Source organism: Blautia sp. HA9023, assembly GCF_056504095.1.
The window spans coordinates 280,413-295,271 of sequence record NZ_JBWLUR010000008.1 but is presented as its reverse complement, the minus strand read 5'-3'; the positions used below and the strand labels follow the sequence as shown (position 1 = coordinate 295,271).

Here is a 14,859-nt window from a genome sequence, read left to right as displayed (position 1 = left end):
CTCTGTTTACGACATATAAAGTCTGGAATAAAGCTTCTCATGCTGGATTCCCCGGATATCAAATCCCGGCGCCGACAGACAAAGGTCATCCTCCGTACAGTCCGAAATATAGGACAGTATTTCCTCAAACTCCCCATAACATCCACAAAGAAGTTTCTGTCCCGCACTCTGGCTCAGCGGAATGGTTTTTACACAGTTTGTCACCATTGCAGAGGTCTGGGCATAGAGATAATGATAAAGTGTTTCCTCCTCTTCGATCCCGAGAGCTGCGCAGAAAACTCCATAAGCACAGCAGTGACTCACCGGTTTTCCTTTCCGCGTTTCCAGATATTTTTCAAAAATACCTCGTTTTTCCATAGGAATATTTTCCTGAGGCAGTTTACAGATTGTCTTTGTAAAACGGGAACCCATTTTTCTGGACGCTTCTCTCTGTTCCATTGGAATCCTGGATGCCCCCAGGATCTCCTCCAGCATATCCAGTGCCGCCACATCTTCTTTCAATGCATATTCGTAAGCCAGACGTACACCAAGAAGATCGGTGCAGGCCAGGTTCAGTTTCAGTTTTTTACCGATATATTCTGCCGCTGTTTCTTCATCATGTACAATCCCCTGCTGGATATACGTTTCCAGCCCCTGCGAATGGGAATAACCTCCTATGGGAAAAAGAGCGTCGTTTACCTGCAGCAGAAAAAAACGGCGGATTTCTTTTATTTTATCCATATTCCTTCCTCAGTGATGATGATTATGGATGGATGCTGAGATCCTGCGGTCAAAATCCAGTTTCAGAGTCTTTTTCTCAGCTCTCACCCCGTGGAGTTTTTCCAGCATGACCATCATCGGCTCGTTGTAGATGGTAATAAATGTATTTTCCTGATCTCCCCAGAAAAGCGGTGCATGGCGGTTTCCGATCTCATAGCAGACTTTTGCCACATATTTTTCGTGTCCTGGCTCCAGAGATACCTCGATCACTTCACAGGGTGGTGTATTTACCGCGATCACCAGTTTTTCATCTGCGTAGATCACATCGTCCTGAAAAAGTCCTCTTGTGAGTACAGAATCATCCAGGCGGATCCCTACTTCCCGACCACTGTCTGTGGTTTTTCTGTGGATCTTTTTGAATGCTTCATGCCACTCAATATCCACATATTCCACCGTTTTTCCAGTAAGATCAAAATCCTTTAATTTTCCCAGAATTTTTTCACAAAGCATAAATTTTCTCCTCTATTCTTACCATACTCCAAGGAGCAGCATCACTCCTGGCACCCAGGCTGTGATTACGCCTTCGATCACCTGGAGCACCGGAACAAATTTTCCCAGTTTTTTGCCCATGATGTCTTCCACAAAGGCAGTTCCCCAGAGGATTGCCCAGAGATACCAGATTCCCGCCCAGCGGATATCCGGTGTGATCCCCAGCGTTTTACTTCCCAGAAATCCCTCAATGGTTCCAAATACCACCGCATTAATGGCTACAAATGTTGAAAACCACGCGAATGGTATCGGACTCAGTTTTAAGATCCTGGAAAAAGCTACAAACAGGTAGGTAAAGCAGAACAGAAGTCCTGTTCCTGCAGCATAATAATTTCCCTGTACCAGGTTTACAAAATTGATAAACAGTGACAGTCCACCGGTAAAGATATTCATAACTGCCGTGGATTTTCCGTCTACGTTATATAAGGTACACATTCCGTTATTGATCAGAACGATTCCTACGAATAAAAGGCATACTCCTAACATCTGTTTTTCCTCCTTATGGTAAAGTCAGTCCGCCCGAAAGGCAGTCCCGAAGCATTCTTATAAACACCACGGGACTGCTTCCCGGACAAAAGATCATTGCTGTGTCGTTTTAGAACAGATTGTAGAGCTGTGTAAGCGGAAGTTTTTCCGCAGGTTTGGATGTAATGGCTTCTCCATCTACCGTTACCTCATAAGTTTCCGGATCTACCGTGATCTTTGGTGTACGGTTATTGAACACCATATCCTTTTTGGCAATATTTCTGCATCCCTTTACAGGAACCACAGTTTTTTCCAGACCATAAATATCTTTAATTCCGGCATCATATGCAGCCTGGGAAACAAAGGTAAGGCAGGCTTCATTTTTTGCTTTTCCATGAGCTGCGAACATCGGCTGATACATTACCGGCTGGGTAGTCGGGATGGATGCGTTGGCATCGCCCATCTTGGAAGCGATGATCATTCCGCCTTTGATGATGATATCCGGTTTTGCACCAAAAAATGCCGGATTCCACAGAACAAGATCTGCGAATTTTCCTTTTTCAACAGAACCTACATAATCTGCGATTCCATGTGTGATCGCCGGATTGATAGTATATTTTGCAATGTAACGTTTCACACGGAAGTTGTCATTTCCTTTTCCCTCATCTTCCGGAAGAGCCCCGCGCTCATCTTTCATTTTGCTGGCTGTCTGCCAGGTACGTGTGATGACTTCTCCTACACGTCCCATAGCCTGAGAGTCTGAACTCATCATGCTGAAAATTCCCATGTCATGAAGAACATCCTCTGCCGCGATGGTCTCAGGGCGGATTCGGGAATCTGCAAATGCCACATCTTCCGGGATCTTTTTGTCCAGGTGATGGCAGACCATCAGCATGTCCAGATGCTCATCCAGGGTATTTACCGTATATGGCATGGTTGGGTTTGTGGAGGATGGCAGAACATTTCCTGCCGCTGCAGCGCGGATGATATCCGGTGCATGTCCACCGCCGGCTCCTTCTGTATGATAAGTATGGATCGTTCTTCCGCCGATTGCTGCAAGAGTATCCTCCACACAACCACCCTCATTTAAAGTATCTGTATGGATCGCAACCTGCACATCATATTCATCCGCAACATTGAGACAATGATCGATAACTGCAGGTGTTGCACCCCAGTCCTCATGAATCTTCAGTCCCATGGCGCCAGCTTTTACCTGTTCGATCAGCGGAGCCTCATCCGAGCAGTTTCCTTTTCCGAGGAATCCAAGGTTCATCGGATATTCTTCTGCTGCTTTCAGCATCATCCGGAGATTCCACGGTCCGGGTGTACAGGTAGTCGCATTTGTTCCGTCTGCAGGGCCTGTTCCTCCTCCGATCATGGTTGTAACACCACTGTACAGTGCACAGTCGATCTGCTGCGGACTGATAAAATGGATATGGGTATCAATACCACCTGCTGTGACGATCATTCCTTCTCCTGCCAGCGCCTCTGTGGATGCACCAACGGTCATTCCAGGTGTCACCCCGTCCATGATATCCGGGTTTCCTGCTTTTCCGATCCCTGCGATCTTTCCGTCTTTGATTCCGATATCTGCCTTGATGATCCCAGTGGTATCCACGATCAGGGCGTTGGTGATCACCAGATCCAGATCTCCATCACGGCTGCATGTTTTTACTGACTGGCCCATTCCGTCACGGATGGTTTTACCGCCGCCGAATTTTACCTCATCGCCATATGTGGTGTAATCTTTTTCAACTTCCACTACAAGGCTGGTATCCGCAAGTCTTACCTTGTCACCAGTTGTAGGGCCGTACATCATTGCATATTTTTCACCGGAAATTTTTACGCTCATTTGTGTCCCTCCTTATAAGAATCCCTTTAATGCTGCCTTTTCCATGGAAACCTTCCTGGTGTCCTCTGCTGCTCTTGCTCTTGTCAGGTCGTTCAGACCAAATACGCGTTTTCTGCCGCCCATCTCGGTCAGCTGCACTTCTTTTTCTTCTCCTGGCTCAAAACGGACAGAAGTACCGGATGGAATATCCAGATGATATCCATATGCAGCCTCACGGTCAAAAGAGAGGCATTTGTTTACTTCAAAAAAATGGAAATGAGAGCCTACCTGTACAGGACGATCGCCTTTGTTTGCAACCAGGATCTTTGTGGTTTTTTTCCCTTCATTAAGTACGATCTCTCTGTCTGCGGGAATAATTTCGCCAATCTTCATGTCAATTCCTCCTTACTGAATCGGATTGTGTACAGTCACAAGCTTTGTTCCGTCAGGAAATGTTGCCTCCACCTGCACCTCACCAAGCATGTCTGCCACACCTTCCATCACATCATCTTTTGTAAGAATCGTAGTTCCAAGCTGCATCAGCTCTACAACAGTTTTGCCATCACGGGCCAGTTCCAGAAGTTCAGAACTGATATACGCCAGTGCTTCCACATAATTCAGTTTCAGTCCGCGTTCCTTCCTCTCCTTCGCCAGATTTCCGGCCATATGGAGCATGAGTTTTTCCTGTTCCTTCGGGGTAAGTCTCATTGTTTCTTCCTCCTTTTTCGCCTGTTAGTCTTTACTAATTTAGTCCAATAAAAAACGCAGGCAATGGAGTTTTTACGGACTCCATCGTCTGCGTTAATGAATGAATTATATCTGCTTTTTTCCGGAAAGTCAAGCAACAACATTTTTTTACACATCACATATATCAAAAGAACATGCTGTTTATCGCCTGAACAGTGACAACATTCCACTTGCGGCATACTCCGTACTGGGGTATTCTTATAATAGAATATTTCTGTAAAAATGAAAGGATTTTACACATGAAGATCTGTGGATTTAATAAAACAACTTTACTGGATTATCCCGGGCGGGTGGCCTGCACCATATTCCTGGGCGGCTGCAATTTCCGATGCCCTTTCTGTCAGAACGGAGCTCTTGTAGTGGAGCCGGACACACAGTACGGATATTCCGAGGATGAAATTTTGGCTTTTTTAAAAAAACGCAAAGGAATTCTGGATGGTGTCTGTGTTTCCGGAGGAGAACCGACTCTTGCACCGGAGCTCCCTGAATTTCTTGGCCGGATCAGGGAGCTTGGCTATGACATAAAGCTTGACACCAACGGTTCCCGTCCTTCTGTGGTAAAAAAGCTCGCAGCAGATGGGCTGATCAACAAAGTTGCCATGGATATCAAGGCCTGCCCTTCCAATTATCACGTACTTACCGGTGTAAATGTTAATCTGGATGCGATCCGTGAAACTGCCGGATGGCTATGTTCCGGAGATCTGGATTATGAGTTCCGTACTACAGTTGTCCGTGAACTTCACTCGGAAAATGATTTTCTGGAGATCAGCCAGTGGCTCCGTGGTGCAAAAGCTTATTATCTTCAGGCTTACCGTGATTCGGAGGGAGTTCTGATGCCAGGATTTTCTTCCTGCTCCGAAGAAGAAATGAAAAACTACCGGGATATCCTGTCTCGGACGATCCCGGTAGTGGAAATCCGTGGTATGGATCTGTAAAGATGCTCAATTTTCCACTCAGATATTAATAAAGCAGTACCAGTATCCACCTTTTCCGCCCGGAATGTGGATCTTCGGACTTTCCCGAAAATAGGGAAAGCCAAACATGTTTGCCATGAAGCGTTCCTGCTGGCTGTAACTGCCGGGGACTCCCAGTATGTACTGACCCCGGTGATTTCTGCACAGCAGAAGATGGCCAAAATTCTGATATCCGTACATGACAAAACGGTTGTTACAGAAACAGCCGTTTTTTCTGCATAAGGTACTGCAGTCGGATGGTTTGATCTTACGGCAGTCTGTAAACTGTCCGTCATTGAATGGATCATAGGGGATGCCTGGAGTTGGCCGGGGCGGCCTCGGTGGTTCCGGTGGTCTTGGGCCCGGTCCTGGCGATGGGAAACCTGGACGCGGTGATTCCGGTGGTCTCGATCCCGGTTCTGGATGCGCCTGCCCCGGGTGCGGGCGTCCCGCTTCTGATATTTTCGGTTCATCCTCTGCCAAAATAGCTCTGTTCTCCTGCAGCCCTTTCTTTGTCTCCTGGTTCATCGTGCTCACGGAAATCCCCTCAACTTCTTCCTGAACTTCCTCCACCGTCATGATCTTGTCTGCTGCATTCTGTTTTTCCTGCACTTCTGCAGAAAAACCAGCTTTTTGATCTTCTTCTGCTTCTGCAGTTTCTCCCCGTTGTCCTTCTCCTTTCTCCGTTTTCTTTTCCTTATGAGCATCTGTTTCTTCTTTCTTCCACTCCCGGAAATTATCCGGCCGGATGGATTGATCATCCCACTCCGTTCCCCAGAATCCTCCTGCATCCGAGATCAGCAGCATACCTCCAAGCTCCCGGAGATTTTTTCCCATACCTCCAATATTCTCCGTATCTGTTTCCAGCATACACTCAATCTGCTCCCGCCCGGTCACACAACTTCCGATCAGGATTCCATCCATCAGTCCTTCCCGCCGCACAAAACCATACACCCGGCACCGGCTCCCCGGCTCCAGTCCTGCACAGCGCAGATGAACTTCAATCAGACACCGCCGATCTCTTGCTTCCACTCTCACATAGCCGCTGCTGCTGTCTTTTTTTCCTTTGCGATACTCATATACATATGCAACAAAACGCTGATATCCAGCCAACGCACGTCCCTCCAGTATTTCGGTTTCGTTAATATATATGAAAATTCCGTGGAATCATTCCATTAACAGCAAAACCTTCAGACCAGCCATGCACAGAAGATTCTCTGGAAGATAACGTTCTGTATTTCTTTATATGCAAAAAAAGAATCCCTCAACCAAGGGATTCTCAAAGCTTTAGTCGAAGCGACAGGATTTGAACCTGCGACCTCTGCGTCCCGAACGCAGCGCTCTACCAAACTGAGCCACGCTTCGTTATTTTGTTTTCAGTTGTTTGTGTGTTGCTCAACTGCAAGAGCTATTATATTAGAGTTTCTGTCCTTTGTCAATAGAAAAAATTAAAATTTTTCAAAAAAATCGAATTTTTTATTTTTTACCACTTCAGGACTGTATTTTCGCAGACCTGAAGTGGTTTCTGGAAAGGTTTTTTATATTTCGGTTATAATATTTCAGATGGAATATCAGCGGATATTACTTTACTGTAACTGTCACTTTCTTTGTAACTCCGTTACTGCTTACATAGATAACAGCTTTTCCTTTTTTCACACCTTTGACAACACCCTTGCTGCTTACCGTTGCAATTTTTGTATTGCTGCTTCTGTAAGTGATCTTTGCCTTTGAAGTAGCTGTCGCCTTGATGGTTGTTGTTTTCTTTGTCTTTACAGTTACCGCAGTTTTAGACGTGATCTTCAGGCTGCCTTTTTTAACAGTGATCTTGCAGGTTGCTTTGTAACTTCCACATTTTACTGTGATCGTAGCTGTTCCGGCTTTTTTCGCTGTTATCTTTCCGCTTGTACTTACTGTGGCAACGGATTTACTGCTGCTTCCATAAGTTACTTTTCCGGTAAGCCCTGTTCTGTCCACCTTAACCTGACTTGTCCCGCCTACAAATAAAGTGTTTACGGATGCCGTAGCTTTTACAGTTGGTTTTTTAACGGTAATTTTGCAGGTTGCTTTATAATTACCACATTTTGCTGTAATTACAGCAGTTCCTGCTGACGCAGCAGTTACTTTTCCTTTTGCGTCTACAGAAGCAACGGAAGATTTACTGCTTGTATAAGTTACTTTTCCGGTAACACCTGCTGTTGTTGTTTTCAGTGTAACAGTAGCCGGAGTTCCTTTTACATAAAGTGTTTTTGCTGAAACATTCAGTTTCACGGATGGAGTTTTTACCGTAAGTTTGTACTGTGCAGTCTTTCCTGCTGCAGATGTTGCCATGATCACGGCTGTTCCCGCTGCCTTTGCAGTTACTTTTCCGTTTGCGTCCACAGATGCAACTTTTTCATTGTTGGAAGAATATGTTACATCTTTGCAGTTCTCACCTGTAGCTTCAAGCTGTCTGGAACTTCCAATGTAAAGAATTCCCGACTTTTCTTTAAAGGCAATTGTTCCATACACCAGCTGAACAGAAACATCCGCATGATCATCACTGGAAACTCTTACTGTATAGGTTTCATTTTCCGGTCTCGCTACAGTGGAATCCAGAGCAACCACTCCATCTGTAGTTACTGCATCCTGTACAAGATATGTTGTCTCTGAAGCATGTCCGACACCTGTTGTATAGAAAACAGATACCTTCGGATTTTTGTATTTATCAAGATTTGCAAGCTTAACATGGGTGCTGTCCGTAAATTCCGGAGAAACAGCCATCTCTTCTGTTGCCTGCGGTTTAACATAAATACCATCTGCAAATTCATATACATACGCGCCGTCTGCCATAATGTACGTGATCTTGTTTACGGTTTTTCCCTCAAGACCTGTATCTTTTGCAAAGGCAACCTTATACACCTTCAGCCACATCTCGTTCATATGACGCATGCCATATTTTCCGCCGTCTGTTGTTTCCAGGATCATTCCCTGAATCCCGGAGTTAACTGCAAAATCGGAATCACTCTTTGTATTGCGGAGATATTTTGTGCTGGTTTCTTTTACATCAATCTCATAATCTCCCCAGCGAGAAGATGTTTTGAGTGTTGCCTCCGCATCTGTCACAGTTGCTTTTACATTAAATTTTGTAGCACTATATGTTCCATCTGTATTCAGTGTTTTATACTGCCCAGGCTCTACCGTCGGAGTACGTCCCAGGGTGATCCCTGCTGCTTCTGTATATACTCCGCTTTCCGGAAGTTCTCCCGCTTCTGAAAGGATCTGTGCTTCTACATATGTTTTTGCATCTGCAGCAACACTAACCTTTTTTACTCCTGCGATCTCATAGCCATTTTCTGTCAGATTCTGAACATCTGCATTTCCGAAAGCAGTGCTTTTTCTGGTTGTGGCAGATGTAACGGAATCATATTTGCGGCTCGTTGCATCTCCTGCATAAAATTCCTCATATGTCAGAGTCGCTGTACCATAAAGATTTCCTGTCAGCGCTTCATGACCGTTTGCCACTTTATAATAAATATCACTTCCCGGAATCTGTGTATATCCTTCTGTTGCTCCTTTTACCCAGTAATAAGATACATTGGCAACTGTGATCGGCTCTCCTGTCAACGTGATATTCTTTGTCATATCCACGTAATTGTCGCTTAAGATCATAACTGTGTAGATCTCATCTTCTGCTCTGGCAACACTGCTGTCAAAAGTTACAATTCCGTTTTCTGCCACTGCATGGTCTACGACATAGGTTGTTTGCTTTCCATGTCCGCTTCCTGTTGTATAATAGACAGAAACTTTTGGATTTTCATATTTGTCAAGTCCGTCCACTTTAATCTGGGTTGTACTCTCTTTTACAAAAGCCGCCTGTACTTTCATTCCCTCTTCAGGCTGTTTTTTTACAAGAGGTGCTTTATCTCCAAACTCATATACGTAGGAACCATCCGGAGTAATATAAGTCACTTTTGAAATTTTTTCCCCGATAAGCCCGGACTCTGCTGAAAATGCAAGTTCATAAGGCTGTACCCAGATTTCATAGGTATGACGAAGTCCTACTTTTTTCCCACTTGCAGTCTCAAGGATGACTCCCAGTGTATTTCCACCCACTGCAAAATCATCTTGTCTGGAATTACGGAGATATTTTGTGCTGGATTCTTTTACTACCAGCATGTAATCCCCCCAGATCGACGGTGCCTGGATCTCAGCGGATGCATCTGTGACTGTTGCTTTTACATCAAATTTTGTTGCGCTGTATGTACCATCTGCATTCAGTGTTTTATACTGTCCGACTTCCTGTGATGGTGTTTCATTCAATGTGATATCAGCTGCTTCCGTATAAACGCCCTCTCTTGGAAGTTTATCCGCTGCTTTTAATGCCTGTGCATCTACATATGTCTCCGCCTCCACTGCAACACTTACATTTTTCACACCCTGGATCTGATATCCGGAAGATGTTACTTCTGTACTGTCCTCATTTGCAAAAATCTGACTTTTTCCAGTTGTTGCAGAGGTGATGGCATCATAGCTCTCCTGTGTGGTATCCCCGGCATAAAATTCCGAATAACTTAAAGTTGTCGTTCCGTACAGTTTTCCGTTCAGAGCGGTCTGTCCATCTGCCACTTTTACATAAACGCCTGTTGTTCCTATCTGTGTATATCCCTCTGCCGGCTGCATGGACCAGAGATATTTCACTCCTGCAACAGTGATCTCAGAAGCATCCTGAAGAACCTCGCCTGCTTCTGCCATAAATGCTTCTCCATCACCGAATACCTCTTCTGTATCCTCCTGGATCTGCGGTTCCTCTTCCTGTTGAATCTCTTCTGCTGAAATTTCTGCTACTTCTTCCTGAATAGCTTCTGCATCACTTTCTTCCGGCTCTTCCGACTGAATATCAGCTTCACCAACTTCCAACTGGTCCTGGGAAACCGACTCCTGATCCTCGTTCTCTCCTTCTTCCTGTGCTGTCTCTCCTTGTGTTTCTCCTGACACATCACTAAAAACTTCCGCCTCAGACGCCATTGCCGTTACCGGCACTCCTGACGCGATTACCGCTGAACTCAGAACGAGTGCAGCTGACTTCTTAAAAAGCTTCCACTTATGCATACCTGTCCTCCTCTTTGTCTTTTATATTACACGACTTTATACCAGATCATGACCTTACAGCTGCTCTGGTTAATTGAAATTTCTTCTGCAGAATATTCAACATATGTCATTTTCTGCAGAAGTGCTCTGTCAAGCACACTTTAGTTTGTTCAAACTAACATATCGTTATTTTATCAATGCCGGAATTATTTGTCTATACATATCTGCCAAAAACATCTCACGGTTATTGTTGTTTTTTTCTCAAGTAAAAATTATTTTCAAAATATTTCACATTATTATCTGATAATTCCAAAAAATAAAAAAAGTATATACCCCAAGACATCATTTCAGGAAATGGAACAGACATTGCCATTTCCTCCGACATTCTCAGATCATATACTTTTTATATTTCTATATTTTTGCTTTTTTTTATGCCCAGCGGCTCTTCTGTTCTTCGCAGATGCTGTTCCACTGGCAGTTTCCACAGATTTCCTTACGTTTATCCGTCGCAAGGATTTTTTCCTGGACTTTTTTTGTAAATTCGCTGAAGTGCAATGTCTGTCCGGCCTTCAGTCCACATTTTTTCAGCACGGCATTGTCATACTCTGCCACTTTATCTCCGGCTTCGCAATGTCCGCCCCGATTATTCGGACAGGCAGAGCAGATCTCATCCGTATCCGCATGAAGCCTTATTTTCTTTCCCTCCAGAAAAATCTTCAGCATCTCGGACATATGTGCAGTAAAACCGTTACTGTAGCCTTCCCCCTTAAAATATGCCAGGCACATACCATGATGAGGGCGCAGCGGAATAATCTTTCCCTCTGTGCCCTCATCGGAAGCATATGCCGTGGCAATGCTTTTATCTTGCATATTTACGTACCTTTCCTGATAAAACATAAGCCAGTGCGATCTTGATAAGATCCGGAATGATAAACGGGAATACGCACCAGCCAAGAACTGCCATCAGACCTACCGGACCTGTGCTTCTTGTGTAAGCAAACATAAACCATGCGGTTCCAAATGCATAGCATACGATCAGTCCAATGATCATGGAAATGATCTGAACAACCGGCTTTCTGCCAAAAACACTTTCAATGGCCCACATAACAAGTGCGGAAAAGATAAATCCGATAATATATCCACCTGCATTTCCAAGAAGAGATCCGATTCCTCCGGAAAATCCCGCAAATACCGGAACGCCTACAGCTCCAAGAAGAACGTAAACCAGAACTGCCAGAGTTCCCCTTTTTCCTCCAAGTACACCTACTGCCATAAATACACCAAATGTCTGCAAAGTAAATGGTATCTGTGCCGGAATGGAGATCCATGAGCAAACTGCCATCACTACTGCAAAAACCGCGATATAAACAAGATCGTAAGTCTTGCTTCTGGTTGCTGCCACTGTTGTCATAATAACCTAAGTCCTCTCTTTCTTTTTCTGCTTTCCCTGACGGAAAAACGTCTTACATCTTTTCCTAATGATTTCCGTCTTTTGCTGTTAATAATTTAACACAGCGTGTTTAGATTGTCAACCAATTTTCTCTCTTACAGTTTACGTTTTTTCTGCTTTCAAAATTTCTTCTCCGATGTTATACTGAAAGTAATGATTTTTCAGCCTAAAAAGGGGGATTTTTCCACATGGATATACATGATATACACAACATCAGCACAACCTGCACCCGGACAGAATTCGTGGGAACTGCAGTCCTTGACACCATCGGACTTGTGATTTCCGGAGTTGACGATTCCCTTCTTCAGCAGATGAATGTCGGCACCAAATACCACTGTCTCGGGCTTTTCAGTTCCCGTACAGGTGCTGCAGGCCAGATCACCGCCATTGACGATGCAGTAAAAGCAACCAACACAGAAGTGCTTTCCATTGAACTTCCAAGAGATACGAAAGGCTGGGGCGGACACGGAAACTACATTGTACTTGGCGGAAATGACGTATCCGATGTACGCCACGCCATTTCAATGGCCCTGGAACTGACCAACAAAAATGCCGGCGAAGTTTACATCAGCGAATCCGGACATCTGGAATTTGCTTTTTCTGCCAGCGCAGGCCCTGCAATCCATAAAGCTTTCGGCACACCACTTGGGGAAGCATTCGGATTTATGGCAGGCTCTCCCGCCGCGATCGGACTTGTTATGGCTGACAATGCCGTAAAATCCGCTGCTGTTTCCATCACAAAATACATGACCCCGGATATCGGTACCAGCCATTCCAACGAAGTGATCATCGCCATCTCCGGTGACGCCAGTGCTGTAAAAGCAGCTGTACTGGAGGGCCGTCAGACAGGGCTTGAACTCCTCATCGGCATGGGAACCTATCCGGAGATTCCAGGTATCCCATACCTGTAAAAATTTCCTGCATTCTTTTTTCAACACCCGGATAACAAGACAGGGCCTCTTATTTTTTAACCAAATCAAGCAAGTAGCGAAGCGGATTGCGAATATCCGCTTGACCCTTATTACTGCAAAAAGCGCCACAGAAGATCGTAACACGATCCTGTGGCGCTGCTTTCGTTTTATATATTTTCTCCTCTGTCAGAATCAGCCAACCTGATATACATCTGCAGACTGAAGTCCGAAGCTTAATGCCTCCTCATGGCTTCCGCAGTAGATATCCACATGTCCATAAGGAGTTCCAAGATCCTCTACCGTATACACATTACCATTGATCAGAAGCTTGGTTCCAAAAGGTACTCCTGCCATTGCAACTGTACGTCCTGCTGTCGGAACTGTACCACTGGCTGTAAGATTGCCTGCTGTACCACAGCACTGTGCACAGTTACAGTATGCTGTCAGTGTAAAGTTTCCAAGGTAGGTCCCCTGGCTGGAAGAACCGGAATCTGAAGTATCTGCCGCTGTATCTGAAGTATCTGCAGATGCATCAGAAGTATCCTCATAACTCTCATCTGTATCTTCTGATGCGCCACCAGCCTGTGCCTCGTCTTCCTCCGCATCCTCTTCCTCTACAACCACATCGGAACTTGTAGAACTGCTGGAAGATTCTGTAGTATCCTCATCCGGATCATATCCATAATCATCATAATTATCTCCTGCATCTTCAGAACTGCTGTCAGAAGAAGAATTGTCTGTATCTTCGTAACTGCTGTCAGAAGAAGCATCTTCTGTATTCTGCGCTTTTTCCTCTTCTGCCGCTTTCGCTGCAGCCTGTCGTTCAGCTTCCGCTGCCGCTTCGGCCCTGGCTTTCTCTTCTGCAGCTTTCTCAGCTTCTGCCTGCTGCACCAGTGCAGTAATATTACTGTCCGCATTACTGATATCTGCCATCAGCTGCTGTGCCTCTTCCTGGCTGGCGCTGATCTGATCTACATAAGAATTGATATCATCACTTGTACTTGCCGCCATGGACTGTACTTCCTGCTGCTTGGATGCACGCTCAGTCATCAGATTATCAATCTCTGCTGACTCTGTCTCGACCTTCTTCTCATTCTCCTGGATATTCTTCTGGAGGCTGACATATTTATCCAGCATATTTCTGTCATATGTAGAAATCTGGATCGCATTCTCCGCGCGGTTCAGAAATTCTGCAAGGCTCTCGGATGAGAGCAGTGTCTCCAATGCAGAAGTACCTGCATTCTCATACATATATGCGATTCGGAGTTTCATGGATTCATACTGATCCGCTGAAGCCTTCTTCGCCTTCTCAAGTTCTGTTTTTACTTTATTTAATTCGTCTTCCTTCTCAGCAGCCTGGATACTCAGTTCAGAAATGCTGTTGGTAAGATCTTCATACTGTGCGTTTAAATCGGCCAGATAGCTCTCCAGCTCCTGCTTCTTGCTCTCAAGGCTTCCGATGCTGTTCTGTACCTGTGCAAGTCCCTCCTGTGCGGCCTGTTTCTCCGCCTGAGCTTCTGCGATCGCAGCGTCTGTACCTGATGCATATACAGTGCTTCCCATGGAAAGGGTGAGCATACCTGTCAGCAGTAATGTGAAAACTTTTCTATTCTTCATATAAACACCTTTCGTCCTTTCATGGGTTATAGTATAACACATTTTTCACAGAAAGCAATACTTTTATTTTATTTCTGTAACAAATACGTAATAATTGAAATTTCTATGCAACAAAAGCACACCAAAAAAGCTGCTGTTTTGCAGATTTTCCACGCAAAACAGCAGCTTTTATTTATCTTATCCTATGCAGTCTCAATTCCCAAGTTGTCAGCTATGCGGATCTTTCTCCGCTGTCATTGCCATACACCCTAAGGCTGTGTCTACTCTGCAGCCTCCATAAGAACTTCATTCTCAGCTTCTTCAGCCATTACTTCCTGATACTTGTCCAGGATGATCTTCTGGATCCGCTCTCTTGTTGCAGAGTTAATCGGATGCGCGATATCGCGGTACTCTCCGTCACTTGCCTTACGGCTTGGCATTGCGATAAACAGACCTTTCTCTCCTTCGATCACCTTAATGTCATGTACCACAAACTCATCATCTATAGTAACCGACACAACGGCCTTCATTTTCCCTTCTTTTGCTACCTTTCTCACACGTACATCTGTAATATTCATTGTTACTTGCCCC

At 44.9% G+C, this 14,859-nt stretch carries 14 protein-coding genes and 1 tRNA gene; 2 read left to right on the top strand and 13 right to left on the bottom strand.

From position 1 onward, the window contains the following. Positions 1-6: 6 nt before the first annotated feature. The 6 genes from AC04Q6_RS11360 to ureA form a co-directional block, all read right to left on the bottom strand. The gene (locus tag AC04Q6_RS11360) at positions 7-720 is read right to left on the bottom strand and encodes an urease accessory protein UreF (protein ID WP_118062382.1); all 714 of its coding nucleotides are present in this window, start codon (positions 718-720) and stop codon (positions 7-9) included. Positions 721-729: 9 nt separating this feature from the next. Further along, a complete protein-coding gene (locus tag AC04Q6_RS11355; protein WP_021977978.1) occupies positions 730-1,209 on the bottom strand; it encodes an urease accessory protein UreE in 480 nt (159 codons plus the stop codon). Between the two features lie 18 nt (positions 1,210-1,227). Next, positions 1,228-1,734: an AmiS/UreI family transporter gene (locus tag AC04Q6_RS11350; protein WP_118062381.1), complete on the bottom strand. Its 507-nt coding sequence runs from the start codon at positions 1,732-1,734 to the stop codon at positions 1,228-1,230. A gap of 109 nt (positions 1,735-1,843) precedes the next feature. After that, positions 1,844-3,565 carry an urease subunit beta gene (ureB, locus tag AC04Q6_RS11345; protein WP_021977980.1) on the bottom strand — a complete coding sequence of 574 codons (1,722 nt, stop codon included), beginning with the start codon at positions 3,563-3,565 and terminating at the stop codon, positions 1,844-1,846. A 12-nt stretch (positions 3,566-3,577) separates the two neighbouring features. Further along, positions 3,578-3,937 (bottom strand): urease subunit beta, encoded by a 360-nt coding sequence (gene ureB, locus AC04Q6_RS11340; RefSeq protein ID WP_119248099.1) that lies wholly within the window; start codon positions 3,935-3,937, stop codon positions 3,578-3,580. A gap of 12 nt (positions 3,938-3,949) precedes the next feature. Continuing rightward, positions 3,950-4,252, bottom strand: a complete 303-nt coding sequence (ureA, locus tag AC04Q6_RS11335) for an urease subunit gamma (RefSeq protein ID WP_021977982.1) — start codon at positions 4,250-4,252, stop codon at positions 3,950-3,952. 278 nt (positions 4,253-4,530) lie between these two features. On the opposite strand from ureA, the gene AC04Q6_RS11330 reads away from it, so the two are divergent. Next, complete coding sequence (locus tag AC04Q6_RS11330; protein ID WP_021977983.1) at positions 4,531-5,226, top strand: anaerobic ribonucleoside-triphosphate reductase activating protein; 696 nt, start codon at positions 4,531-4,533, stop codon at positions 5,224-5,226. An 18-nt stretch (positions 5,227-5,244) separates the two neighbouring features. Here AC04Q6_RS11330 and AC04Q6_RS11325 read toward each other — a convergent pair whose 3' ends face one another. The 5 genes from AC04Q6_RS11325 to AC04Q6_RS11305 form a co-directional block, all read right to left on the bottom strand. Continuing rightward, the gene (locus AC04Q6_RS11325; RefSeq protein ID WP_119248098.1) at positions 5,245-6,357 is read right to left on the bottom strand and encodes a DUF6128 domain-containing protein; all 1,113 of its coding nucleotides are present in this window, start codon (positions 6,355-6,357) and stop codon (positions 5,245-5,247) included. 178 nt (positions 6,358-6,535) lie between these two features. Next, positions 6,536-6,609: transfer RNA gene (locus tag AC04Q6_RS11320), tRNA-Pro, on the bottom strand. Between the two features lie 216 nt (positions 6,610-6,825). Further along, complete coding sequence (locus tag AC04Q6_RS11315; protein WP_119248097.1) at positions 6,826-10,332, bottom strand: Ig-like domain-containing protein; 3,507 nt, start codon at positions 10,330-10,332, stop codon at positions 6,826-6,828. A 408-nt stretch (positions 10,333-10,740) separates the two neighbouring features. Then, positions 10,741-11,181, bottom strand: a complete 441-nt coding sequence (locus AC04Q6_RS11310) for a DUF1284 domain-containing protein (RefSeq protein WP_118071285.1) — start codon at positions 11,179-11,181, stop codon at positions 10,741-10,743. Further along, positions 11,171-11,722 carry a biotin transporter BioY gene (locus AC04Q6_RS11305; protein WP_178744326.1) on the bottom strand — a complete coding sequence of 184 codons (552 nt, stop codon included), beginning with the start codon at positions 11,720-11,722 and terminating at the stop codon, positions 11,171-11,173. The genes AC04Q6_RS11310 and AC04Q6_RS11305 overlap by 11 nt, the downstream gene beginning before the upstream one ends. Positions 11,723-11,949: 227 nt before the next feature. Between AC04Q6_RS11305 and pduB the strand changes: the two genes are divergently transcribed. Next, positions 11,950-12,672, top strand: coding sequence for a microcompartment protein PduB (gene pduB / locus AC04Q6_RS11300; RefSeq protein WP_178087504.1), 723 nt, complete (start codon positions 11,950-11,952; stop codon positions 12,670-12,672). 192 nt (positions 12,673-12,864) lie between these two features. Here the strand turns inward: pduB and AC04Q6_RS11295 are convergent, their stop codons facing one another. Continuing rightward, a complete protein-coding gene (locus AC04Q6_RS11295) occupies positions 12,865-14,289 on the bottom strand; it encodes a PcsB-like coiled-coil domain-containing protein (RefSeq protein WP_118071287.1) in 1,425 nt (474 codons plus the stop codon). Between the two features lie 260 nt (positions 14,290-14,549). Then, on the bottom strand, positions 14,550-14,846 hold the full coding sequence (spoVG, locus tag AC04Q6_RS11290; protein WP_119248096.1) for a septation regulator SpoVG: 297 nt from the start codon (positions 14,844-14,846) through the stop codon (positions 14,550-14,552). Positions 14,847-14,859 lie beyond the last annotated feature (13 nt).

Bases quoted from the DNA above. Each gene is read 5' to 3' on its own strand.
- AC04Q6_RS11360 (WP_118062382.1), bottom strand. From the start codon at position 720: ATGGATAAAATAAAAGAAATCCGCCGTTTTTTTCTGCTGCAGGTAAAC.
- AC04Q6_RS11355 (WP_021977978.1), bottom strand. From the start codon at position 1,209: ATGCTTTGTGAAAAAATTCTGGGAAAATTAAAGGATTTTGATCTTACT.
- AC04Q6_RS11350 (WP_118062381.1), bottom strand. From the start codon at position 1,734: ATGTTAGGAGTATGCCTTTTATTCGTAGGAATCGTTCTGATCAATAAC.
- ureB (WP_021977980.1), bottom strand. From the start codon at position 3,565: ATGAGCGTAAAAATTTCCGGTGAAAAATATGCAATGATGTACGGCCCT.
- ureB (WP_119248099.1), bottom strand. From the start codon at position 3,937: ATGAAGATTGGCGAAATTATTCCCGCAGACAGAGAGATCGTACTTAAT.
- ureA (WP_021977982.1), bottom strand. From the start codon at position 4,252: ATGAGACTTACCCCGAAGGAACAGGAAAAACTCATGCTCCATATGGCC.
- AC04Q6_RS11330 (WP_021977983.1), top strand. From the start codon at position 4,531: ATGAAGATCTGTGGATTTAATAAAACAACTTTACTGGATTATCCCGGG.
- AC04Q6_RS11315 (WP_119248097.1), bottom strand. From the start codon at position 10,332: ATGCATAAGTGGAAGCTTTTTAAGAAGTCAGCTGCACTCGTTCTGAGT.
- AC04Q6_RS11310 (WP_118071285.1), bottom strand. From the start codon at position 11,181: ATGCAAGATAAAAGCATTGCCACGGCATATGCTTCCGATGAGGGCACA.
- AC04Q6_RS11305 (WP_178744326.1), bottom strand. From the start codon at position 11,722: ATGACAACAGTGGCAGCAACCAGAAGCAAGACTTACGATCTTGTTTAT.
- pduB (WP_178087504.1), top strand. From the start codon at position 11,950: ATGGATATACATGATATACACAACATCAGCACAACCTGCACCCGGACA.
- AC04Q6_RS11295 (WP_118071287.1), bottom strand. From the start codon at position 14,289: ATGAAGAATAGAAAAGTTTTCACATTACTGCTGACAGGTATGCTCACC.
- spoVG (WP_119248096.1), bottom strand. From the start codon at position 14,846: ATGAATATTACAGATGTACGTGTGAGAAAGGTAGCAAAAGAAGGGAAA.